Here is a 24466-nt window from a genome sequence, read left to right on the forward strand (position 1 = left end):
CTCACTCGATGGGGCGCGCGTGGCGGCGTTGCCGCCGTTGCCGGCCACGGGCCTGCGCTTGGCGCAGGGGTTCATCGTCGTCGGGCCGGTGGTAGCTGTCTGCGAGTTGGCGCAGGGTGGGGTGCTCGAAAATCGCCGCGATCGGGCGTTGTTGTCCGGTCAGTGCCGCTAGTTCGCGGCTCAATGCCACGGCGGTGACGGAATTTCCGCCCAGATGGAAGAAGTTGGTATCCGGGGCGATCCCTTCCACTTGGAGCAGCTTTTGCCAGATCGCCGCGATCTGCTGGATCAGCCCCGTCATGGGGGCGCTCCCGGCCGGGGCGGGTGGCGTGGCGGCCGCCAGTTGCGCGGCCATCGCCTGGCGATCGATCTTGCCGTTGGCGGTGATCGGCCACTGCGGCAGCACGATGCAGCGGGCCGGCAGCATGTAGTCCGGCAGGCGTGGCGCGAGGGCGCTGCGTAACGAAGCGCTGTCCCAGGCCGGGGAGGCGCTGGCGGGATCGGGTTTGAGCACGACGCCGATCCGTGTGTGCGGCGCGTCGTCGAAAGTGAGCGCCAGGGCGTCGCGCACGCCGGGCAGGGCGCGGCAGTGGGTTTCGATATCGCCCAGTTCGATGCGTTGGCCGTGGAGCTTGACCTGGAAATCGCGCCGGCCGACGAACTGGATGGCGCCATCCGGGCGCCGGTAGCCGAGATCGCCGGAGCGCAGCAGGCGCGTTTCGTCCTCGGGCAGCGGAGGGTGAACGATGAATTTCTCCGCATCGAGCGCTGGCTGGCCGTGATAACCGGGACTCACCCCGGCTCCGGCATGACAGATTTCGCCGACCACCCATTCCGGGCATTCCTCGCCCAGCGCATTCAGCAGGTACTGGCGCGCGTTGCTGAGTGGCTGGCCATAGGGGATGCGCTGCCCCGGCGCCAGATTGGTCTCGTCGATGACGTGGGCGATGTCCATCAATCCCACTTCCGTGGGGCCGCCGACGCTCACCAGTTGCGCTTCAGCCGCGCGCCGCCGCAACCGGCCGACCAGTTCGGTACTCACCCAATCGCCGCCAAGCAGTACCAGGCGCAGCGATGCGGGGATCGCGCCGTCGTGATCGAGCAGCATCTGCATGAAGGCCGGCACCGAGTTCCACACGCTGACCCGGTGCTCGTGCATCAGCGCCAGCCAGTGCGCCGGTTCGCGCCGCTTGGCGTGCGCCGGCATCACCAGGGCGGCACCGCTGGCGAGCGTGACGAACAGGTCGAATACGGACATGTCGTGATGCAGCGCGGAGATGCCGATCACCCGGTCGTCGCCCGACAACGCGAAACGCTGGCATAGGTCCAGGATGCGGTTGCATATGCCGCCCTGGGTGATGATCACGCCCTTGGGCGTGCCGGTGGAGCCGGAGGTGTACAGCAGGTAGGCGTGATCGCTGGCGGACACGTTGGCGGGCGGTGGCGGCTGTTGCGTGCGTATCGGGTTTGGCCGTAGGCGGGTGGCGTCGTTTCGCCAGGGCAATGCCTCGCCGGCATCGTCGGCCAGCAGCAGGCGCGCGCCGGAATCCCGCACGATCGCGTCGCGTCGCGACTGTGGCTGCCCGGGATCGATCGGGACATAGGCCCGGCCCTGGCGCAGTACGGCCAGCAGGCTGATGACCGCCAGCGGCGTCTTGTCCATGCACAGTGCGACCGGGCCGTCACTTTCCTGCAATTGCGCGGCGACGTTCTCGACTTGCCGGATCAACTCGCGATAGCTGTACGCGACGCCATCGGTCGAGAGGATGGCCGGGGCATCGCCGGCGATGGCGGCGCGCTCGGCTACCAGGCGGAACAGGTCGGTGGCCGGCAGCGGCGCGGCGGTGTCGTTGATGCGCCGCCGACATGCGTGTTGCGCCGCCGGCAGCGGCAGGGTGGCGGTCGCCCGCCACTGCGCGGGATATTCGCACAGGGCCAGCACTCGCTGGCGGAAGGCATCGAACATGCTGTCGATCAAGCCTTCGGGGAACATCTCCTCCAGGACGTCCCAGCTCAGTTCGATACCGTTGAGGTCGGGCCAGTACTGGCAATCGATCCATACTTGCGGCGTCTGGGTGCGCATCTCGGTGACGTGGCCGATCCGTCGAAGTTGATCGTGCAGGCTGCTGTCGGGCTGGTCCGGCAGGGTGGTGAAGACGTAGGGCATCAACGCGCCGTTGCCGAGCTGGCGCAGCAGCGATACGCCGCTGATGAGATCGTGATCGAGGTGTTGCCAGAGCCGTTGTTGCAGGCGCTGGGCGTAGTCGGTGAAGGCGTCCTCGGCGCGGCGTTCGCAGGGCAGCAGGGTGAAGGAGGCGAATTCGCCGATGATCCGTTCCACGTCCGGGTGCAGCGGTTGGCGGTTGAAGCGCGGCACGTTCAGGGTGATGTCGCTGTGCCGGCTCCAGCGTGAAAGCACTTGCGCATAGGTGGCGAGCAGTGCGCAGGCGGGGGTGAGCTGATGTTGCCGCGCCTGTTCGCGGAAGGCGGCCCACTCGTTGGCCGACAACGTGAAACGGCGTCGTTGCATGACACATTCGCCGAGCGCTTCCACCTGTGTGGCCAGCGGCAGTGCGGGCGCCGGGGGGAGTGTCGGCAGTTGCGCTTCCCAGTAGGCTTCGCAACGGCTCATGTCCTGACGGGAGGTGTGCCGCGCCAATGCGCGCAGGTAATCGGCGAAGGTCCAGTCCAGCGCGGGAAGCGGATGCTCGGGGTGCTGGTAGAGATCGGCCAGTTCGCGGAACAAGATCTGATAGCTGGCGCCGTCGATCGACCAGCCGTCGAACAGGCAGTGCAGTACCTGGCCTTCTTCGGTGTCCCACACTCGCAGCGTATGTTGCGGCCACTGGGTCAGGTCGCGGCGCGAACGCCAGAGGCGTTCACGCTCGCTCGTCAGCCGGGCATCGAGGGCGTCGCCGGTTTCCGTCAGCCGTTCGGTGTCGATGTCGGTTGCGATGGCGTCGGGCAGGATCCGTTGTCGGCCATCCCCGGTGACTATCGCACGCAGCATGGGGTGGCGTGTTGTGAGCGCCCGCCAGGCATGTCGCAGTCTTGGGATGTCCAGGTGGGCGTTACGCAGTTCGATCAGCACCTGGATCGGCATGGCGCCGGGCACGGCTTTGTCGCGGCCCAGCCAGTAGGCCATCTGCATGTCGGTCAGTGGGAAGGGGGCGTCCTGCGCTTCCGTGCCGATGGATGGCATGAGCGTGTCGTCGTCGGCGGCGCGGACGGGGGCGGTGCGCAGCCATTGGTGTAGGCCGTTCAGGCTGCCGGCGACCAGGATGTCGCTCATCGCCACGCCGACGCCCAACCGACGCCTGAGTTCGCTGGCGATGCGGCTGGCCAGCAGCGAAGTGCCGCCGAGCGAGATGAAGCTGGCGTCGTCACGACGTTGTTCGGGGTCGATGGCGAGAGAGTCCCACCATATCCCGCTGCCAAGGCGAACGCGTTCGTCGGGGTCCGTCACCATGGTGCTCTTGGGCGCGGCCATGACGGGATCGGCGGTGATGTCGTCGGGCCAGTGGCGACGGTGCATGAAGGCATAGCGCGGGAGTCCCCACAACCGGGGCAGCCGGGCGTCGATGCGGGGCGGGGGGCCGCCTTGCAGGAAGCGCTCGGGCGAGCCGTCACCGTCGGTGTCATTGAACGTGGAGGCATCGCAATGCACGGGTTCGGCGTTGTCCAGTGCCTGCAGGGCTTGAGCTTCGTCGGGGCAATGCAGTGCGATGCGCCAGGGCAGCGCGCTGCAACGACGAGTCGCGGCGGCCAGCCATGTCGGTAAGGGATGCTGGGCGCACAGGGTGGGGAGTGCCTCGCGCCAGGCGGCGATTTGCGTCCGCAGGCTCTCGCGGCTGTGAGCGCTCAGACATAGCCAAGGCCAGTCGGGGAGGTCGTCGTTCGCTTTGGCCGGCGCGGGCGCCGCGGCCAGAACGGCGTGGGCGTTGGTGCCGCTGAAACCAAACGAATTCACCCCGCCCTGGCAGTGGGCCGGTAGCGTGGCGCTTTGGGTGGCTATTACCAGACGGCTGCCATCCAAAGCCAGATGCGGGTTGATGCCGGACATCGGCGGCTGCGTGGTCCAACGGCGATGGTGCAGTGACAGTGCCAGGCGCAACGCGCCGGCCAGTCCGGCGGCGGATTCCAGATGGCCGACGTTGGCCTTCACCGAGCCAATCAGGCAGGGCGGCTGGGTGTCGTCGCGGCGCGGGAAAACACGGGCAAGCGCGTTGACCTCGATCGGATCGCCCAGCGCGGTGCCGGTGCCGTGGCATTCGAATACCTGGATGGCATCGTCGGCGAGCGAGGCGGTGGCGAGTGCCTGGCGTACCAGGTGTTGCTGGCTGTCGCCGTTCGGAGCGGTCAGGCCGTTGCTGCGGCCGTCCTGGTTGACGGCGGTGGCGCGGATGACGGCGATCGGCGGCTGGGCGCCAGGTGGTGCCGCGCGGCTGAGGAACAGGGTCACTTGGCCCTCGCTGCGCACATATCCGTCGGCGGCGCGATCGAAGCTGTGGCAACGGCCACTGGGGCTCAGCATGCCGCCGCGTTGCAGGGCCAGGCCGTATTGGGGATCGAGCAGTAAGTTGACCCCCGCCACCAGCGCGTGATCGCAATCACCCGTGCGCAAGCTTTGGCAAGCTTGATGCAGGGCGACCAGGGACGAGGAGCAGGCCGTGTCCACCGTCCAGGCCGGACCGCGGAAATCGAATTGGTAGGCGATACGCCCGGCGATCACCGACATGGCGGTACCGGTACCGGCGTGGATGTCGCAATGACGCCCCGTCCTCAGCACATGGCGCTGGAAATCCTGCGCGCTGGCGCCGATGAACACGCCGGTACGCGAATGCTGCAACGAAAGCGGGTCGATGCCGGCATCGCGGATGGCGTGCCAGGTGGACTCCAGAAGCCAACGCTGCTGCGGGTCCATCAACCGCGCCTCGGCATCGGCGATGCCGAAGAAGGCGGCGTCGAAGCCGGCCGGGTCCGGCAGGGTGCCGGCCAGCAGCAGCGGATCGTGCGCGTCGATCCCCTGGGCGCGGCAGAGCACACGCAGCGGATGGGTTTCTGGCACCGCGCCGACGCTGACGCCGGCATCGCATAACAGTTGCCAGAAGTCCTCCACCGAACCGGCGCCAGGCAAGCGGCAGTCGGCGCCGAGCAGCAGGATATCCGCTGGCGGCGGCTCGGTGTGTCTTGTGTCTGCCGGCACCAGTGTGGGGGTGCGCTGGCATAGCGCGTCGAGCAGCGCTTGTGGGCTTGGGTGGTCGTACAGCAGCGTTGGCGAGAGTGCCCAACCGGTTCTTAGGCCGAGTTGTTCGATGAAGGCGACGCCCTGTGCCGAGCCCATGCCGAGATCGGTGAATGCCGATTGCCATGGAATCCACTCCGCCGGCACTGCCAGCAGCGTGGACAAGGTTTCTTGGATCATCTGCCTGAGCGTCGCCGGCGAGACCGGTGTGTCGACGGAATGGGTCATGGGGAGATGTCTCCGTGAGCGGGCGGTGGAGGGGCTGGTGGCGGTTGCCGCGCCAGATACGTGGCCAGTTCGGCGAAACGTCTCCGTTGGAAAACCGTTTGCAGCGGTAGGGCCAGGCCGAATCGACGTTCGATTTCCGCCACCAGGCGGACGGCCAGAAGGGAGTCGCCACCGTGTTGGAAAAAGTCGTTGTCGGGCTGAGGTGTCTTGCCGAGCAGGGCTTGCCAGATGCGCGCCAGCGGCTGGTGGATGTGCGTTGGCGCTTCCATGGCGGTTTCCTGCTCCGCGGTTAAGGCGGGGTCGGTATTGGCATCGTCTTCGGCGGCGCGGCGGTCGATCTTGCCGTTGGCGCTCAGGGGCAGCCGGGCGCGTCGCAGCAGCCGGGCCGGCACCATGTAGGCGGGTAGCCGTGCGGCCAGTTGCGCTAGGGCGCGGGATTCGAAAGTGGCGGGGTCGCCTTCTTCGCCGTCGCCGGTATACAGGCAAACCAGCGTGACGCCGCCGAGCGCCGTGCGCCGCGTCAGTGCCACCGCGCGCTGCACGCCGTCGATTCGCTCCAGTTGCGTTTCGATTTCGGACAGCTCGATGCGGAAGCCATTCACCTTGACTTGAAGATCCCGACGTCCGAGAAACTCCACCGCGCCATCGGCCAGGTAGCGGCCGATATCGCCGGTACGGTAGAGGCGCTCGCCGCTGGCGTGACGTATGAACTGGGCGGCCGTGCGCTCCGGGTCGTTCAGATAGCCCAGGGCCAGGCCGTCGCCTGCGATGTGGATTTCGCCGGCGACGCCCGGCGCACAGCATTGGCCGCGCGCATCCAGCACGTGCAGTCGTTGTCGGGAAAGGGCGAAGCCATAGGGGATCGAGCGCCAGTGATCGGCGATCTCGATCACCTCGTAATAGTTCGACCAGATCGATGCCTCGGTGGCGCCGCCGAGAACGATCAGGCGCGCGTGTTGGCAGTGGGTGCGCAATAGACGCGCCAGCGGCAGCGGCATCCAGTCGCCGCTTAGCATGATGAGACGCAGGCTCGACAGTGCCTGCGCGGGGTGCGGTGTTACCAGCGTGAGCATTTCCAGCATGGCCGGCACCGAGTTCCAGACGCTGATTCGCTCGCGTTGGCATAGCTCGGCCAGTGCGCGCGGGTCGGGTCGTTCCTCGTCGGCGGGCAGCACCAGCGTGGCGCCGGCCGCGAGGGTGCCGAAAATATCCTGCACGGAGAGGTCGAAGCTTGGGGCGGACAGGGCCAGCACTCTGTCGCCTGCGTGGATGCCGAAGCGGTGGTTGATGTCCTCGATGGTGTTGAGGGCGCTGCGGTGGCTGATCATCACGCCTTTGGGGGCGCCGGTGGAGCCTGAGGTGTAGATGACGTAGGCCGGGCTGTTGCCGTCCCAGGGGATGGGCGGATCGGCCGCGTCGTGATCCCCGGCCAGGAGCTCGGCGATGTCCAGTGCGCCGTGTGCGTCGTTGCCGCCCAGGGCGATTTCGAAGCGGGTTTCGCTGTCGGCGAGGATCTGCGCGATGCGCGCGCGTGGCCAGTGTGAGGAGAGCGGCAGATAGGCGGCCCCGCAGAGCGATACGCCGAGGATGGCGATGATCTGTTCGAAGCCGCGCGGCAGATTGATGGCGACTCGGCTCTCTGGCGTAACGCCGTGGCGGCGCAGTGAGGCGGCCGTCCGGCGCGCTTGCCGCAGCAGCTCGCCATAGGACAGCGTGCGGCCGTTCCGTACCAGTGCGCTGCGCTCGGGGTGGTGCCTGGCCTGCATCAGGAAGCCGTCGCTCAAGCGCGCGTCGTTGGGCACCCTGGGGCCGGGGGTGAGCGCTGGCAGTGTGGCCTGTTCGTCATGGCCCGGTAGGTATTGCATCCAGGTGGCGGGCTGATCGATCAAGGCGTCGATGGCCCGTGCCGATTCCGTCGCCAGCGCCTCCACCACGCCGGGGGCGAATATTTCCGCCGCCGCGTCCCAGTGGCAGGTCAGTCCTTGATGATGCTCGATCGCCTGATGGTCGAGCCATACCTGCGGTGTTTGCAGATGGCTGTCGATCAGTTCGAAACGCCACATGTCCGGCGGCGGCGGTGGCATGCTGGCTTGCAGGCCGCTGGTGAATACGAATGGCAGTACCGGGTTGTCACTGGGCCCGCGTTGGCGCTGCAATCGCCGCATCAATTCCACGCCGGGTGTCGCCGCGTGCTCCAGCCGCTCGGTCAGGGTGCTTTGCAGGCGCCGCGCCTGCGCCAGAAAATTCGATGCCGGATGGCAATCCAGTGGCACGGTGTTGCTGCAATTGCCCGCCATCCGCGCCAGTGCCGGTTCGTTAAAGGGACGAAAGTTGGCCAGGACGTTGAGCGTGAACGCGGGCTCCGCGCTCCAGCGTCGCAGCACGGCGGCATAGACCGCCACCAGTACGGCGTTGGCGGTGACGCCCCGATGGCGTGCGGCATCGCGCAACCGTTGCCAACGTTCCGGTGGCCAATGCCGGGTATGGCGCTGGAACTGGGTGCGGCGGTGCGATATGCCGGTCTGCGGCAGGGCGGGAGAGGCGGGAAGTTTCGGTAGCGTCAGCGACCAGTAGGCATCGCACACCGACCCGTGCGGACCCTCGCGCAATGCCTGTGCCGCGAGCACGTAATCGCGGTAGTCCAGGGTCTTGGCGGGTGGTTCGGGCGGGCTGGGCTGGCAACGCTCCACCAAACCTCTGAGCAGCATGGCCAGCGATGGTCCGTCCACGATGTTCAGACGGATCGTCATGAACAGGCGGGTGTCGTCGTCGGTGAGGCGTACCCGCGTGAAGCGGAATGGCTCACCGGCCGACAATGCAGGCAGGTCGCTCAGGTGGCTGGCCTTGAGCGCCGCGTGCCGAACCGCCTTTTCGCTGGCGTCGAGCGCACGCCAGTCCTCTTCGCCCAGATACCTTTTTCCCGTGTCGGGGGCGATGCACTGCCGGCCATCGTCTAAGAAGCGGGTGCGCAGAATCGGAAAATCGCGACGTAGTGCGCGAATCGCTTCTTGCAGGCGCGCCGCCTGGATGTCGTGCAGCCGATATTCGTGATAGAAGCAGGGCAGGGTGCTTTGTTTCAGCCCGCCGCATTCGCCGACGTAATACGCTTGTTGTATCGGCGTCATGGGAAACGGTTGCAGCGCTTGCGCCGGGTCGCGCTGGATCGGCGGCGGTGGCGGCAACGCGGCGTGTCGCAGCGAGATGATCAGACGCTCCCGGAAGCGGGCTATCGCGTCGCGCAATGTTTCGTCCAGCACTCCACGGGGGGCGGAAAACTTCAGCCGATTCCGCTCCAGCGACAGCCGGACGCCAAACGCGTCGAGCGATTCGCGCAACTTGGAGAACGCCAGAGCATCGTCATCGGCCTGGGTGGCGGTATCCGTCACAGGAATCCCTCTTCCAGTTCGAGTTCGCCGGGCGTCTCCCGTTGTGCGTGCTGCTGGTCGATCCAGCGGGCCTGCTCGTGCAGTACCGGCATGCGCAGCAGCTGGCCGAGCGACGGGCTGACGCCGAAGTGTTCGTGGATCAGCGCGCTGACACGGGTCATCAACAGCGAATCGCCGCCCAGCAGGAAGAAGTTGGCCTGCGCGTCATCGATGTGGCGGTTGAGCGCTTGCTGCCATAGCCGCGCCAGAGCGCGTTGTGTGTCGTCGTGCAATGCGGGATCGGTGGCGGGGGCGCTCGTCGGCTCGGGCTGATGCTGGCTCAGACTCCGCTGTAAGCGATGGCGATCCACCTTGCCGTTTGGCGACAGCGGCAGTTGTTCGATGCGGATCATCTTCCGCGGCAGGAGCTGCGGGCTGAGTTCTTCGCTGGCCCAGCGGGAAATGGGGGCCAGGTCGGGGATGGACAGGTGAGCCGGGTTCTGCGCCAGGATCAGGTGGTAATGCATGCATTCGGCCCAGTGAACGGCATCGGGGTACTGCCCACTGCGTTCGAAGCCGGCCCGCTTGAGTACGGCGTGCCAGTCGTGTGCGGAAAGCATCGGCAAATGGCTTTCCAGCCGCTGGTCGCGGTATTCGGTGAGTCCTTCAACAAATCCCAGGCTGACCATCTGGAAGCGCGGATTGCTGGTGCCTTCGATCAGTGCCAGCAGGCCGCCGGGTTTGAGCAGGCGGCGCAGGAGCCGGCTGCTGTGGTTCACATCCTGCGCGTCGTGCAACACGTTGGCGCCGATAATCAGGTCGAAGTCGCCGTCTTCCAGGCCGGACAGGCCGGGGTCTTCATTGATGTCGTAATGACGGAACTCGACGAAGGAATATCCGGCGAACTTTTGGCGGGCATGCTCGAAGAAATAATCCGACAGATCGGTGTACAGATACCGGCATCGCCCCGCGGGCAACCGTGGCAGCAGCCCGGCCGTGGCGCTGCCGATGCCCGCGCCGAATTCCAGTATGCGCAGCGGCGTGGAGCTCGGCAGACCGTCGAGCCAGGCGCTGAGCGTATCCGCCGCGATCCGGTTGAAATGACGCGATACCGGGTTGTCGCTATACCAGCTTTCGACGAAATCGGTCCGCCCCTGTTCGAACATCAGATCCAGGGGGTTGAAGCGCCCTTGCAGCAGTGCGTCGAGGCGGTCGATGCAGCCTTGGTAGAGCGCCCAGAAACGTTGGGCATGAGGTTCGCCACGATGGGCTTGCTGGTCGAGGCGCGCGCGCAGACGTTGGTACTTGTCGGCATCGAATGGTGTCAGGCATTCCAGTGCTTCGCCATGCAGGCGGAACAGTCCATCGCCGCATAATGTCCTGATCCAGCCGCGCAGGATTTTCTGATGGCGTTGCGAGACGCCGAGAGTGGCGCTCAAGGTGTCCAGACGGGCGCGATCGCCGGCCCTGTCGAACAGCCCGCTTTCGTGCAGCGCCCGGCGCATCACCAGTGTGCTGAGGTCTTCCATGTCCTGGTAATGCCGGCGGTAGTCCTCGGGCGAGAACCCGGCGGGTATGTCGGCGCCGGTTTGCGCGAGGTGGGAGAGCGTGTCTTGCCATTGCCGGTCGCAAGTGGCTGCCTCGATCCGCAACTGCCGTACAGGGGCGTGTTCGGTAGTGGCGATGAATGCGTTGAGTCGTGGTGGTTCGCCTGCGGCCACCACCACCGCTTGCGCGACGGCATCATGACGGACCAGCGTGCTTTCGATTTCGCCGGGCTCGATGCGCACGCCGTTGATGTTCAACTGGTCGTCGATGCGGCCGAGCAGGGTCATTTCACCATCCGCCCCGAGGACTGCGAGATCGCCGGTGCGAAACAGCGGGCCGTTATCGTCCAGGTAGCGTTCGCTGGTGCGCTCGGGGTCGTTCAGATACCCCAGCGACATGGCCATGCCTCCCATGTGGATTTCCCCGGGCACGCCCACTGGTACCGGCTGGCCGATGCGGTTGCGCAGTTGCAAGGTCTGGTTCGGTAGCGGCCGGCCGTAGGGGATGCTGCGCCAATGCGGGTCGATCTCGCCGATGGCGTAGTAGCTGGATACCACCGCGGTTTCGGTGGGGCCGCCGATGCTGAAGATGTCGATCTCCGCCGACAGCGCGCGCAGCCGCGCCGGGAGCGTCAAGGCAATCCAGTCGCCGCCCAGCAACACCTTGCGCAGGCTGGCGCAGGCGCGGGACGCCGTTGGTAGCTTCTCTGCGCTGTCGACCAACAGTTGCACCAGCGCCGGGACGCTGTTGATCAGACTGACCTGGTGTTCGGCGATCAGTGCCAGCCAGTGCGCGGTATCGTGCTGGCGAGACGCGTCTGGCATCACCAGCGCGCCGCCACAGGCCAGCATGCCGAACAGATCGTAGACCGACATGTCGTGGTAAAGCGCGCAAAGCGACAGCGCCCGGTGGCCGGCGTCGATGCCGAAGGTCTCGTTCATCGATAGCAACGTGTTGACCGGACAGCGGTGATCCAACACGACGCCCTTGGGCGTGCCGGTGCTGCCTGAGGTGAAGATGATGTAGGCGGGCTCTTCCGGGCGGACGTTGGGCAGGGTGCCGGTGCCGGTGGGGGCGGCCTCGCGCAGTTGGCGCATGGACAGCAACGGCGCGCGGGTCAGTGCGCGCATCCTTTCGTGCGCCACATCCGGGCAGAGCACGGCTACTGGGTCGAGGCTGTCGAGTACGCGCGCCAGGCGCGGGTCGTCGTAGTCCGGATTGACCGGCGTATAGACCAGGCCGGCGCGCATGATCGCCAAGGCGGCGATCACCGCGTCGGCGCCTTTGGGCAGCAGTACGGCGACCGGCGAGCACGCGCCATCACGACGGGGAGGCAGCCGGCGGGCGATCCGTTCGGTAATCTCGGCCAGCGAGCGATAGTCCCAGTGGCCTTCGGTCGTCATCAGGGCGGTGGCCTGTGGCGTGATCTCCGCCTGTCGCAGAAACAGCGCATGCAGGCAGGTCTCCGGGCGGGCCACCGTGTTTGCGTTGATCCGCTCCAGCAGTTTGCGGTCCCTCTCCGGGCGAGCATCGCTCGGGGGCCGCCGCCAGGCATCGGTATCGCGCGCCAAGCGCTCCAGTTCGCCGGTATAGGCGGCGAACAGTCCTTCGATCAAGGTGGGTTCGAACAGGTCGTCGACAATGAACCAGCGGTTGGCGAGGGCGCCTCCGTATTCGGTGGCCTGGTAATCCAGCCATACCTGAGGGGTCTGGTTGATCTGGAACACCTGCCGGCTCATCAACGCCCAGTCCGGCTGCGTTGGGTCGTCGAAATCCATTCCGATCATGCTGGTGAACACGACCGGCATGCTGATCCGGTCGGCGCCGCCGGCGCGGGCGCGCCCCAGCTCGCGCATTACCTGGATGCCGCTGTATTCGCGATGCGCCAGGGCGTCCCAAAGTGAATCTTGAGTGCGTTTCGCGGCGTCCAGGAAGCGTTCGCCGGCGCGGGCGTCCACCGGCAGCAGCATGAGCGAGGTGAAATCGCCGCAGATCGACATGATCTGCGGATGCAGATTCTGCCGGTTGAAATAGGTGATGTTGAGTGTGAAATCCGGCGCGCCGCACCATTGCGCCAGCGCACGGGTGAAGGCGGTGAGCAGCACGGCGCTGGGGGTCAGGCCCTGACGCGCGGCCTCGCGTTGCAGGTTCTGCCACAACAGTGGCGGCAGGCGGTGGTCCAGCGTGCGGAAGGTTGGCCGCGTCAGTGTGCCGGCGTCGCGGCGCAGCGGTAGCGAGGGCGCGGCGGGCAGTGTGGTTATCCGTTCCTGCCAGAAGCGGCGCGCCTGGTCGTATTCGGGCGTCTGGCGGCGGGCCTGTTCTGCGAGCACGCAATCGCGGAAGGCGATCTCCAGCGGCGGCAACGTGGTGTCCGGCTGCTTCAGAAGTTGATCGAGCTCGCCATAGATGATGCGGAAGCTCTGCACGTCGAACACCAGCAGGTCCATATCCAGATGGATGCGGCTGATGCCGTTGGGCAACTGCGAGACGCGCAGCTCGAACAGTGGCCATCGCGACGCGTCGAGCACTTGGTAGCTCATGCGCTCGCGTACGGCGTCGAGATGGGCTTGGCGCTGTTCCTCCGGTCGTTCGCGCAGGTCGTCCACCGCCACCCGGTAATACGGCACGGTATCCAGGATTTGCTGTTGCGCCGAGGGCAGCATCACGCAGCGCATCATGTCGTGGCGTTGGATGAGCTGATTCCAGGCTTGTTCCAGTCGGTCGACATCCAGGGCGTCGAGTTCGATCTCGATGTATTGGTGGCAGGCGACGCTGCCGAGTTCGAGCGTGCTGTTGCGGCCGATCCAGAAAGCCTGTTGCAGATCGGTCAACGGGAAGGGCTGGTGGCGGTTCTCGTGATCGTGGGACAAGGATGGGCCGCGCGCGTTGTTGCTGCCGAAGGCGATGTCCGCCTTCGGCGCTGGTTCCGGTACGGACTGGGCCAGCAGGAAGTCCGTCAGCCGCGCGATGCTGTTGTGTTGAAAGGCATCGCGTACCGAAACCGTCAGTGCGAGGCGTTCGCGTACTTGATGGGTCAAGTCCATGAGTAGCAGGGAGTCCAAGCCCAGGGCGTGAAAGTCGGTGTGTGGCTCCGGCGCTTGGGCGTTGAAAAACCCGGCCACGATCCCGGTCAATGTCTGTTCGATCAACGAACGCCGCGCATCGGGCGATGCGTCGGCCAGTGGCGTGGCCGGGACATGTGTTGCGGGCGTGGCGGATGCCGGGCCCAGCACTTTGGCGAATACCGGCATGGCGCCCGCAAGGGCGCGTATCGATCGAGCGAAGGCGGACGTTTGTGCCGCATAGGCCATGAGGCCGTGGTGCCCGGTGTGATCGAGTAGGTGCAGCAGGGTGTCGCCTGGCAAGGGCAGCAGCCCGCCGGCACGGATCCGCTCGGCGACGCTGGCGTCATTGGCCATGCCCAGCGCCCACGGCCCCCATACCAGGGTGCTGGCGGGCACGCCTTGTGCGGCCAGATGCGCGCCGAAATGTTCCTGCCAACGGTTGGCCGCCGCGTAGGCGGCGCTTTGCGGGCCGTTCATCCAGCTCACCAGCGAACCGAACAAGCAGAACTGCCGCAGGGGTTGATCGGCCACTGCGCGATACAGCGCGAGGCTGCCGTGCGTCTTGGTGCGAAGCGTCTCCAGCAATGCTTCCGGTCGTGCGTCGTGGATGCCGCTGTCGGAGCCGGCATGCGCGGTGTGGTAGACCAACGTCGGCCGTAGCGCATGTCGCGCGAGTGCTTCGCGCAGAGCATCCGTATCGCACATGTCCAGCGTCAGCAAGGCGAGGTCGGTGCCGCGCTGGCGCAACGATTGGATCGCGGCTTCTTGCACTGGGCCGGGCGAATGACGCATCACCAGCGCGAAGCGTGTGACGCCGCGTGCGAACAGGTGCTCCGCCAATGCTTGGCCGAGTGCGCCGAAGCCGGCTATCAGCGCGCAGTCCTCGGGAGTATGTCGCAGTGCCGTCAGTGTCCCGGCATCGATGGATTCCGCCACGGGCTCGTGGAGCCGGCCATCGTGCAATGCCAGGGAGGGGCCACTGCCGGTCAGGTGCGGCAGCAGACGGCAGAGTGTGTCGGCGTCCTCGGTGGAGCCGCTCGTTTCCATGCACAGGAAACGGCGTGAACCGTCCTCGTTGCACGCGGCCTGGAACAGCGAGTGCAACGCCGCCAGCGACCAGCCCTGGGCGCTCTGGCTGTCGGGCAGCACGCTTATCAACGCCAGCCGGGGCTGGGCCAGCGCGGCCTGCAATACGGGAAGCGTGTCTCGCGCCAGTGCGTCGAAGGCATCTGCGCCGTCGATCGTCATATCCAGCGGACGCAGATCCAGCAGCAGGTCGATGCCGTCGAGTGGCGGCAACGTCGTATGACGGTCAATCTGCCGTACATGATGTGGCGTATCGCCGAGTCGCTGTCGCCACAGACCTTGTTCGTCACCGAGCAGCGCCAGATTCAGCGCGACCTCCTGCCCGGTATCCCGAAGCTGGGTGAGCAGCGAGGGTTGAATGCGCCAGTGGATGCGCTGGAGTGCCGGTGGCAACGCGGGTTGGCGTGCGGGCCAGACAGGGGTGGCGCGGAATGAGCGCGCGGGTAGGTTGCACCAGGGCACGGGCAGCGCTGCGTAGTCGTCTCGCAGGGGCGTGTCCAGTCCGCTACGGGCAAGTTGCGCCAGCAGGCTGGCGTATGCCTGCTCACCGGGTGAGAGGCCCAGATACACTGTGCTTTCGTCGAAAACGTCTTGTTGTCGGGCCAGGCGTGCGAAGCTGCCATCGGGACCCATATCCCAGATCAGGTTCGGTCGTTGCTCGGCTGCGTGGCGCAACGCCTTGGCGAAGTGGACGGTTTCGCGCAGTTGCCGCCACCAGTAGCCGGTGTCCAGGGTTCCATGCGCCATCGCCTCGCCGGTGCAGGCGGAAATGAAGACGATGCCGGTATCCGGCTCGCCCGGCGCGGCATGATGCGCCTGTTCGATGAACGCCTCGCGCAGGGGCGTCATCATTTCGGAATGGAATGCACGCTGCACGGAAAGTCTGTGGCATCTGGATGCGAACGCCTCGGCGAAAGCATCGATGTCCGCTGTCGGGCCGCTCAAGGTCAGGCGCGCGGGGTGATTGACCGCGGCGACCGACAACGTTGGCCAGTGTGTGGCTTGCGTCGCGAACTCGTCCTCGCTCATCTGTACCGCCAGCATCGCGCCCGGCCCGCAGGCGTCCTGCATCAGCCGTCCACGTTGCGCGACCAGCCGCACCGCGTCTTCCAGCCGAAGTTGTCCGGCGATCACGGCGGCGGCGAATTCGCCAATGGAATGGCCGATCACCGCCCGCGGTCGATGACCCCAGTCCAGTAGCTGCTGGGCCAGCGCGTAATGGAAGGCGAACAGCGCCGGCTGTGTCATGTCGGTACGGGCAAGGTCGGCATGGCGGGCGTCGTCGAACATCACCGCCCGCAGATCCGCCACACCGTGCCGGGCGAACGATGCGGCGCAGGCATCCAGCGCCGCGCGGAAAGCCGGGCAGTGCCGGTGCAGCGTTTTTCCCATGCCGGCCACTTGGCTGCCCTGGCCGCTGAACAGCCACAGCGCGCGGGGCTCCTCGGGTACCAGGGTGATGGGCGCTTGCGCCAGCCGTTCACGCAACTGCTCGGAATCCCGGCCGCAAACGGCGATCCGCCAGCGCTCGGCCGGACGCCGCAACAGCGCGGTGCGCGCGGCAGCGCCGATGCAGTCTTCGCTCAGGCATTCAGCCATCGGCTGCCGCAGCGCCTCCAGCGTCTCCCGGCTGTGCGATTGCAGCAGCAAGGTGTGCGCGCGGTCGATGGCCGGCGCGCGCGTTGTGGCCGGCGGCTGTCCGACGATCATGTGGCAGTTGGTACCGCCGATGCCAAACGAGCTGACTGCCGCGATGCGAGGCGTGCCGGTGTTCGGCCAAGGCGCGGTGTCGTGCAGCAGGTGGAAAGGAGAATCCGCCAGTTGTAGCAGCGGGTTTGGCGGCGTGGCGCCGAGTGTGGCCGGGCGGATACCGTCGCGCACGCTGAGTACAGCCTTGAGCAGGCTGGCGATTCCCGCCGCCGTCTCCAAGTGCCCGAGGTTGCCCTTGATGGAGCCGATGCCGCAATACTGCCTGTCGGCCGTGGTTTCCCGGTAGACCGAGGTCAATGCCTCGATCTCGATCGGGTCTCCGATCGTCGTGCCCGTGCCGTGTGCTTCGACCATGCCGATATCGCGCGCCCGTACGCCCGAGGCTTCCATCGCGGCGCGCACCACATCCTGCTGGCCGGCGCGGCTTGGCGCGGTATAACCCACCTTGTCGGCGCCGTCGTTGCCGATCGCCGACCCCAGGATGACGGCGTGGATGACGTCGCCATCGCGTTGTGCGTCGTCGAGCCGTTTCAGCAACGCCACACCCAGGCCGTTGCCGGTGACGATACCGCTCGCGCCATCGCCGAACGGGCGGCACTGACCGTCCAGCGCGAAGATCGAACCCTCCTGGCGGATATAGCCCAGCCCCTGGGGAAACGATATGCCGACGCCGCCGGCGAGCGCCATGTCGCACTCGCCAAGTTGCAGGCTGCGGCAGGCGTAGTGCGCCGCGACTAGCGAACTGGAGCATGCCGTTTGGATGGTCATGGCCGGGCCGGTCAGCCCGAGCTTGTAGGCCACGCGGGTGGCGAGGTAGTCCTTGTCGTTACCCAGAAGGTGCAACAGCGTGGCTGCACGGGTGATTTCCTCGTCCTGCACGGCAGGCAGGTAGCGGGCGTAACTGCTCTGGCGCGTAGAGCCGAACACGCCGACGTGGGTGAGTTGCCATTTCGGCAGAAGCGCATGTGGATAATTGCCATGTTCCAGCGCCTGTACGCAGGCTTGCAGGAACAGTCGCTGTTGCGGGTCGATCAGCGTCGCTTCGTGGGCGGAATAATTGAAGAAGGCGTAGTCGAAGTGCGAGGCGTTTTTCACCCGTGTGCCGGCGCTGAGGTAATTCTCTCGCAGCCAGAGCGTGGGATCGACGCCATCTCGATCCTCCTCCATATGCTCGGGAAAACACGGGCCTATGGCACATATCCCTTGCTTCAGATTGCGCCAGAAGATCTCTGGATCATGCGCTGCTGGAAAGCAGCAAGCCATGCCGATCACGGCAATGGGCGAATAGGACATATCCACAGTTCTTGCTCTTGAATGGGTTTCGAAACATAGGCGGCGGGCCGGGGTGGCAGCTACTGGAAATCGGAGTCGTTGCAGGCGAATCAGGAGTCTTTATTCAGATTGTGTCGGCGCTTCGAATGGCGTCCGCGCACGGGCGTGACGCGCGCGTGAATCCAAGGATTCACGCGTTAATGAGAGGTATGTTGTGAGGTGCCGGCGGGTACCGTGAGAACAGCTTGGCGGGCTACAGGAATTGCGGTTGGCTTCTCGCCTGGCATGCCTGTTTGAGTTGCTTCGGCAATACGCCGTAATGCTTATGGAACGTGGAGGAAAAGTGGCTGACGTTGTTGTAGCCGACTTTCTGGGCGATGGCGGTGATGGAGGTATCCGTCAGGGTCAATGCTTCGTGCGCGACTTCCATCCGTCGCCGGATCACGTAGGCGTGCGGCGTGGTGTTCAGAATCATACGGAAATCGCGCTTGAGCTTGAAGTCGTTGGTGCCGATCAAGCGCGCCAACTTCGGGATCGTCGGCGGCGATTCCAGTTGTTCGTCGAGAATGTCGCGAGCCCGATAGATGCGTTTGACGTCCTGCGGATTGAGCCCCGGTGGATGCGGGTTCTGGTTCAGTAACGCCTGCACGGTCAAAGACATCAACTCGCAGGCTTTGGCGTTGAGGAACAGTTGCCCGGAGACGTCGTTTTTCGGCGCTTCCAGCAGCAGGTCGACGCACTGGCGCATGGTGGGCGTGACTGTCACGGGCAGGTAGGCGAACAGATTCCCGGAGTGCTCGGGGATCCGTTCGAATGGTGATTCGAATTCCGCCAGATAACCGCGCGGCATGCAGATCGACACCATCTGGAAGGTATCGCTGGGCATGAAGGTCGCCTCGCCGCTGAAACTTCCATGCCGCATCAGCGCACCACAGCCGGGTTCGGCCGAATAACTGAAATCGCCTTGATGGTCGCGTGTGTTGACCGCGCCATTCTTGAGAAAGGCCAGCGAGAGATATTCGCCGCTATCGCGGATCGGCATCGTCACCGGCTGGCAGACAACGCCATCGAACAGGACGATATGGAAACCGTCCTTGAACGAAAGAGTGGAGATGCTGAGCGTCGCCGAGGGCAGCTCGAGTATTTCCTGGCTTTGCGTGCCGTTATTGAATTGGCTGGTGGTGAAACGTGGCGCTTCCTGGTCGGTTGGGAGCAGCGGGTCGTCCTGTCCCCGCGCGGCGGCGATTGTTTCTCTGATGTTGGTCATTGGCAGGCAAGTTCATTTTGAGAACTCGATATTCTTCATCTGGACAGGCAGACATTCATCATTTAAATGAGAATCATTACTAAATGGAAATTTTAATGGCGATGACGCCAATGCGTCAACTCCGCCGAGTCAATTACCGTGGCGTTCGATCAACAACGCATTGCCTTGGCCGCCGCCCGCGCAGATGGCGGCAACGCCCAGTCGTCGCTCCTCCCGCACGAGTGCGTGCGTCAGCGTGACGGCGATGCGCGAGCCGGAGGCGCCAAGGGGATGTCCCAGCGCCAGTGCGCCACCCAACGGATTGACCCGTTCGTCTTCGTCTCGAATCCCCAACTCCCTGACCAAGGCAATCACCTGGGCGGAAAAAGCTTCGTTGAGTTCCAGGTGTTCGATCTCGCTGCCGTGCAACCCGGTACGCGCATACAGCCGGCGTATCGCGGGCAGTGGGCTCATGCCCATCATCGAAGGCGCGCAGCCGGCACTGGCCCAGCCGCGCAGCCGGGCCAGCGGCCGCAGGCCGTGCGCCCGGGCGTACTCGCCGGATACCAGCAACAGGGCGGCCGCGCCATCGTGGATCCCGGAGGAATTACCCGCCGTGACACTGCCCTGTGGGATGAACGCCGGTGGCAGCGCGGACAAAGCGGCATGGCTGACTTCGCTTTCCAGCAGCTCGTCTTCATCGACGAATGTCATGCCGCCTTGTCCGGGGACGTGTACCGGGGTGATTTCGGCCTTGAATGCGCCAGCGGTGATGGCCGCGCGGCAGCGCGCGTGGGTGGCCGCACTGTACTGATCCTGTAGCGCACGGCTGATCCGGTAATGCGTGGCGACGTTTTCCGCGGTGATGCCCATGCTGTGGCCGCCCAGCGCGCAGGTCAGCCCGTCGCGAAGCAGGCTGTCCACCAATTTGCCGTCGCCGAGCCGATAGCCTTGACGCGCGCGCTCCAGCAGAAAAGGCGCGCGCGACATGCTTTCCATTCCACCGGCGATGGCGACCTGCACCTCGCCGCTGGCGATGGCTTGCGCCGCCAGCATGATGGCTTGCATTCCCGAGCCGCAGACCTGGTTGACCGTCAGCGCGCTGGAAACGTCCGCCAGCCCCAGCGACAGTGCCACTTGGCGGGCGGGGTTCTGGCCCAGGCCCGCTTGAAGCACGTTACCGAAAATCGCCAGTTCGGCTTGCTCGGGGGGCACGCCGGCTTGCGCCAACGCCGCGCGCGTCGCACCGATCGCCAGTGAAACCGCCGGCACCTGGGCTAACCGGCCCTGTAGGCGTCCCATCGGCGTTCGGGCCGCACCCACGATCATTACCGAATCAAGCATGCGGCGTTTCCATATGGCGGCGGCCGGGGAGCGGGTATGCCGATTTCATCAGCCGTGCCGGCTCCACCTCATGCAGGCGGAAACCGCGGGTTGCACCACCGGCCTGGTAGCGGCAGGCTCCGGCAACGCTGTAATCCGGCAGATCCTGGTGAAAAAGTTGCCAGTCATGGTGGCGCAGGGCATTGTCCGCCGTGGTGATCCGGAGGCGATCCAGGTCGATGCTCAGCGTGTGGAGCGGGTAGGCCAGGCCCATGCCGATGACCTTGGACACCGCCTCCTTGAGTGTCCACATCTGTGCCAGGCGGTGAGTGTGGCGTTCCGCGGGCAGCCGCCGCAGCGCGGTGATTTCGGTATTGGACAGGATCGTGCGCAGGTTTTCCGGCGAGAGTGCCGGATGCGCTCTTTTCTCGATGTCGACGCCGATTTCAGAATGCGCGCAGATGGCCACGGCGACATGCCCGCGCGTATGCGAGAGACTGGTGAACCAGCGAGGCTGCTCGGGAGAAGCGATCAACGATGGCTTCCCGTGACTGTCCACGCGGAAGCGCCATTGCCTCGGCATGACTTCGGGAACCTGTTCGGACAAGGTCAGGCGCAGTAGCGAGTGGGCGCTCAGGTAGGCGAGACGATCCGCCGTGAAGTGGAAGCGCGCCGCCTGCGCTTGTTCGTTGTCGCTCACCAGCTTTGTTAGCCCGGCGATGCAGCCGGGGTCGAGTTTGTCGACGTCCAGGCAGTGGATCGTGATAGGGGCGAGTGCGTCCATAGGGGTTGCCGCGCGCGGTGGCTGAGTGGCCTGCCCAAGAAGCGGATTGCCGGGCGATGTGGGGGCGCTGCCGTCTCGCATGCATCGCCCTTCAGCGTGACTCGGCATTGTCGTCGGTGGCGGTTGGCGGTGATGGCAGCCGATGCCGACGCGACAGCACCGCAAGCAGCAGGCCGGTAAGCACAACGCCGCTGATGACGAATGGCAGCGATGGCCGCGTCTGGTAGAGCAACGAGGCCAGCAGCGGGCCGATCACATAACCACCCGCCTGGGTGGAGACGGCAAGACCGGAAGCCGAACCCAACTCGGCGGGCGATACGGCCAGTGTCACGGCGCTGTTGAAGCCGGGCGCGAGAAAGCCGATGGACATGCCGGTCAACGCGAACAGCGCGTGCATCTGCCAGATGCTGACGTTTGTCGCCATCGGCAGAAAAGCGGCCGCGCCCAGCGCGCAACCGAGCGCGATCTGCGTGGCGGGCGTCAACCGGATGCGGGTGACGATGAGCAGTTGCGTGAGCAGTGTGGCCAGGGCGCAGAACAGAAAACCGATGCCGGTGCGCGAGGCGGCTTGGGCGGAGCTGAGCTGGAACAGATCCTGGTAGCGGAACGCCGCGATCTGCTGCAAGCCGGATAGCGCGATGAAATACAGCAGCCCAATGCCAAGCAGGAAGACCAGACGTGCATCCGTCGGGCGCAGGTGGCCTTGGGGCGGGCGCGCGACATGTCCGCCGGCCGGCATGACCCGCGAGACGACCAGCGCGGCGATGGCGCAGATGGCGGCCGCGGCATACAACGGCAAAGTGATTGCTAGGGTCACGAGCAATGCGGCGATGCCGGGGCCGCCGATCATGCCGATACCGTAGGCGGCCTGGATCGAGGCCATGGCGGCGGAGCGCTTCTCCGGCCCGGCCGCCTCGGCGATGGCGGCTTGGGTGGCGGGAAATACGCCGCTGGAAAACAGCGCGTAGCACAGCCGGGCCAGCGTCATGAGCACGAACGTGGCGAACGCGCCGAGTATCCCGGCGCGGCCGAGATCGCCAAACACGCCGAACAGCGCCGTGGAAATGGCATAGCCCAGAAAGCCCAGCAGGATGATTCTGCGCCGGCCCCACTGGTCGCTTTTGCGCCCCCAGTAAGGCGCGCTCAGCATGAATGCCAGCGCGGCCAGTGTGAAAATCAATGCGATCTGGTAATCGGCCATGCCGATTTGCCGCCCCAGGGGCGGCAGTACGGCGAAGATGACCGATTGTCCGGCGCCGACGGTGGCAAGGCCGACCAGCAGCATCCATCGTGTCAGGCGTGGCATGTGCGGTGTTTCCTCGCTCATGGGGCGGGTATTAGAAATACGCCGTGATGCCGATGCCCAGCGTGCGTGGGCGCCCGGCGCTCATGATGGTCTGGGTGCCGGAGAATGGCAGGCTGTAAAGGTTGGTGGCGTATTTCTGGTTGAACAGGTTTTCGCCGTATAGATATACGTCGTAACCTTGCAGTCGGTAGCCCAGGCGGCCATCGAACACGCCGTGGCTGTCGATCTTCAGCGTATTGGCCGCATCGGTGTAGCTGGCCGTGCGATAGCGGTAATCCATCACGCCGTACAGGCCGTAGCCTTGGTCGTAGCTCATCCCCAGCGCCGTGGTGAAGCGGGGCGCGTTGGTCATCTGTTTACCGCCGAACACACCGCTTGCGTATCGGGTCCGGTTGATGCCGAATGTGCCGTTCAAACGCCAGCCGCCGCCGAACAACCAGGAAATGTCGGCTTCGGCTCCATGGCTGTATGCCTGCTTCACGTTGAAGACCTGGATGCTGTTGAGCGCGCTAATGCTACGGCCGTGGGCGTCTTTGATGTCAAGGTAGAACAGGTTGAGGTCCAGCCAAAGACGATTTCCCAGCCAGGCCGATTTCACGCCCAACGAATAATCGGCGGTCTTTTGCGGTGAAAATCGCGCTTTGTCGGCCGACGTCTCGGTGAAGTTGAAGCCGCCGGACTGGTAGCCGCGCGACACGCCGGCATACCAGAGCGTGCCGTTTTCCTGGGTGTAGCCAAGGCTGAACTTGGGAAGCCAGATGTCCCAGCGGTCGCCGCGGCTGTAACTCGTGCGGGTTTCCATGCCGCCGATGATCACGTGGTCCTTGTAGTCGATTCGTTTGTCGTCGCGTTGCCAGCGCAAGCCAATCGTGCTCTCCAGACGCGAACCGAGCGGCACGGTCAACTGCCCGAATGCGGCGACTTGTTTGCCTCTCACGTCGGTCATGTTGTGCGCCTGCATGTGGCCGAACAACGAGTTCGGCACCACGGAGCCGTTGTCGAGGGCGTCGTAGAGGTTGTTCTGGTAATAGAGGCCCGCCACCCAGCGCAGCGCTTTCTGTCCGGCGAAACGCAGTTCATGAGAGCGGTTGGAGACGATGGAATGATCGATGAAGCGGGCGCCGTCGAGGCTGCCGATGTTGGGCGAGAAACTGCCGTTGGTGCGATCCATGTCCGACTGGTGTCGCGCGTCGGTGCGCTGGTTGGTGCCCAGATAAGTGGTGATGAAAGGGCCGAAATCATGTTCGACTTTCAGCGATTGCTCGTCGAGGGCGACTTTGTTCCAGGTTTCGACTTCCTGTCGGGTATGTCTCCGGAAATCACGGCCGGCGTAGAGGGGAATGCCGCCATTGTTCTTGTTTTCGTTGTTGAAGCTCAACACGGCGTGCGTTTGCCCGGACAGGCGCCACAACAGACTGCCTTTGTATTGGGCGCTGTTGATCTTGTCGTAGTTTTTATCCACGCCGGGGAAGCGGTTTTCCAGATAACCGTTACTGTGTCGATAGCGTGCGGACAGGGTGAGGCTGAGCGTTTCATCGATCAGATCTCCGCTGAAGGACGCCGTGGCGAAACGTCCACCGTATTCGGCCAATTCGGCGCCAAGCTGGCCCCGTGGCGCGCCCGATTCCTGGCGGGTGATGATGTTAATGACGCCGCCCATGCTGTTTTGCCCGTACAGCGTGCTCTGCGCGCCACGCAGCACTTCGACCCGTTCGATGTTCAGAAGTCCCAGATCCATGCCATAGACGGAGGAGTGCGGCACGCCGTCGATGTAAATCGTGATGGCGGATTCCTGGGTGAACGCGGAGGTGGTCAGGCCGCGGTAGCTGGGCGATGCGAATACGCCGTAGTTGTTGGACACCGTCGTGTTGGGGAGTCTTCTCAACAGCGGCTCCAGCGAGTAGATGCCGCTTTGTTCGAGTTGTTCGCCGGTAATGACCTGTATCGAAGCCGGAATTTCACGGGCGTTTTCTTCCAGTTTGTTAGCCGTCACGGTGATACTTTCCAACACCGTTTTTTCGGGTGGCGGAGCCTCGGTGCGTTCGTCTTCCGCGGCTTGCGCCAGCGGCGCGCATAGCAGCAACATGGAACCGAATAAAGTCAGATGTGAACGCATTGAGGAATTCCTTCGGAACACGGCAAACAAGAATGAGAATGCTATCCAATGTATGTCTACCGGCACTGACGAATCGGGAGTCTTTACGACAAAAAATCCCGATCCGGGTGGTGTGACTCCCTTTGTCGGTAGTTACTTCCGATATATATTTTTCCAGCACTGACGAATCGGG

Annotated in this window: 8 protein-coding genes; all 8 read right to left on the reverse strand. The window is 65.0% G+C overall.

All coding sequences use genetic code 11. The features are described from left to right. Position 1: 1 nt before the first annotated feature. On the reverse strand, positions 2–5473 hold the full coding sequence (locus EBB59_RS04930) for a non-ribosomal peptide synthetase (RefSeq protein WP_122101035.1): 5472 nt from the start codon (positions 5471–5473) through the stop codon (positions 2–4). Next, positions 5470–8859, reverse strand: coding sequence for a non-ribosomal peptide synthetase (locus tag EBB59_RS04935; protein WP_122101036.1), 3390 nt, complete (start codon positions 8857–8859; stop codon positions 5470–5472). Before EBB59_RS04935 ends, EBB59_RS04930 begins: the two co-directional genes overlap by 4 nt. Then, positions 8856–17540, reverse strand: a complete 8685-nt coding sequence (locus EBB59_RS04940) for a non-ribosomal peptide synthetase/type I polyketide synthase (RefSeq protein WP_122101037.1) — start codon at positions 17538–17540, stop codon at positions 8856–8858. Before EBB59_RS04940 ends, EBB59_RS04935 begins: the two co-directional genes overlap by 4 nt. A gap of 232 nt (positions 17541–17772) precedes the next feature. After that, entirely contained in the window at positions 17773–18786 is a 1014-nt protein-coding gene (locus EBB59_RS04945) for an AraC family transcriptional regulator (protein ID WP_122101038.1), read from the reverse strand. 129 nt (positions 18787–18915) lie between these two features. Beyond that, the gene (locus EBB59_RS04950) at positions 18916–20109 is read right to left on the reverse strand and encodes a thiolase family protein (RefSeq protein WP_122101039.1); all 1194 of its coding nucleotides are present in this window, start codon (positions 20107–20109) and stop codon (positions 18916–18918) included. Continuing rightward, complete coding sequence (locus EBB59_RS04955) at positions 20102–20872, reverse strand: 4'-phosphopantetheinyl transferase family protein (protein ID WP_158601715.1); 771 nt, start codon at positions 20870–20872, stop codon at positions 20102–20104. The genes EBB59_RS04950 and EBB59_RS04955 overlap by 8 nt, the downstream gene beginning before the upstream one ends. Before the next feature lie 91 nt (positions 20873–20963). Continuing rightward, positions 20964–22199, reverse strand: a complete 1236-nt coding sequence (locus tag EBB59_RS04960; RefSeq protein ID WP_122101041.1) for an MFS transporter — start codon at positions 22197–22199, stop codon at positions 20964–20966. Between the two features lie 10 nt (positions 22200–22209). After that, complete coding sequence (locus EBB59_RS04965; protein ID WP_122101042.1) at positions 22210–24294, reverse strand: TonB-dependent receptor; 2085 nt, start codon at positions 24292–24294, stop codon at positions 22210–22212. Between the last annotated feature and the right edge of the window lie 172 nt (positions 24295–24466).

The sequence above is a fragment of the Solilutibacter pythonis genome (genome assembly GCF_003697345.1).
GTDB lineage: Bacteria > Pseudomonadota > Gammaproteobacteria > Xanthomonadales > Xanthomonadaceae > Solilutibacter > Solilutibacter pythonis.

Coding starts and splice junctions, on each gene's coding strand:
- EBB59_RS04930 (WP_122101035.1), bottom strand. CDS start 5,473: ATGACCCATTCCGTCGACACACCGGTCTCGCCGGCGACGCTCAGGCAG.
- EBB59_RS04940 (WP_122101037.1), bottom strand. CDS start 17,540: ATGTCCTATTCGCCCATTGCCGTGATCGGCATGGCTTGCTGCTTTCCA.
- EBB59_RS04945 (WP_122101038.1), bottom strand. CDS start 18,786: ATGACCAACATCAGAGAAACAATCGCCGCCGCGCGGGGACAGGACGAC.
- EBB59_RS04950 (WP_122101039.1), bottom strand. CDS start 20,109: ATGCTTGATTCGGTAATGATCGTGGGTGCGGCCCGAACGCCGATGGGA.
- EBB59_RS04955 (WP_158601715.1), bottom strand. CDS start 20,872: ATGGACGCACTCGCCCCTATCACGATCCACTGCCTGGACGTCGACAAA.
- EBB59_RS04960 (WP_122101041.1), bottom strand. CDS start 22,199: ATGAGCGAGGAAACACCGCACATGCCACGCCTGACACGATGGATGCTG.
- EBB59_RS04965 (WP_122101042.1), bottom strand. CDS start 24,294: ATGCGTTCACATCTGACTTTATTCGGTTCCATGTTGCTGCTATGCGCG.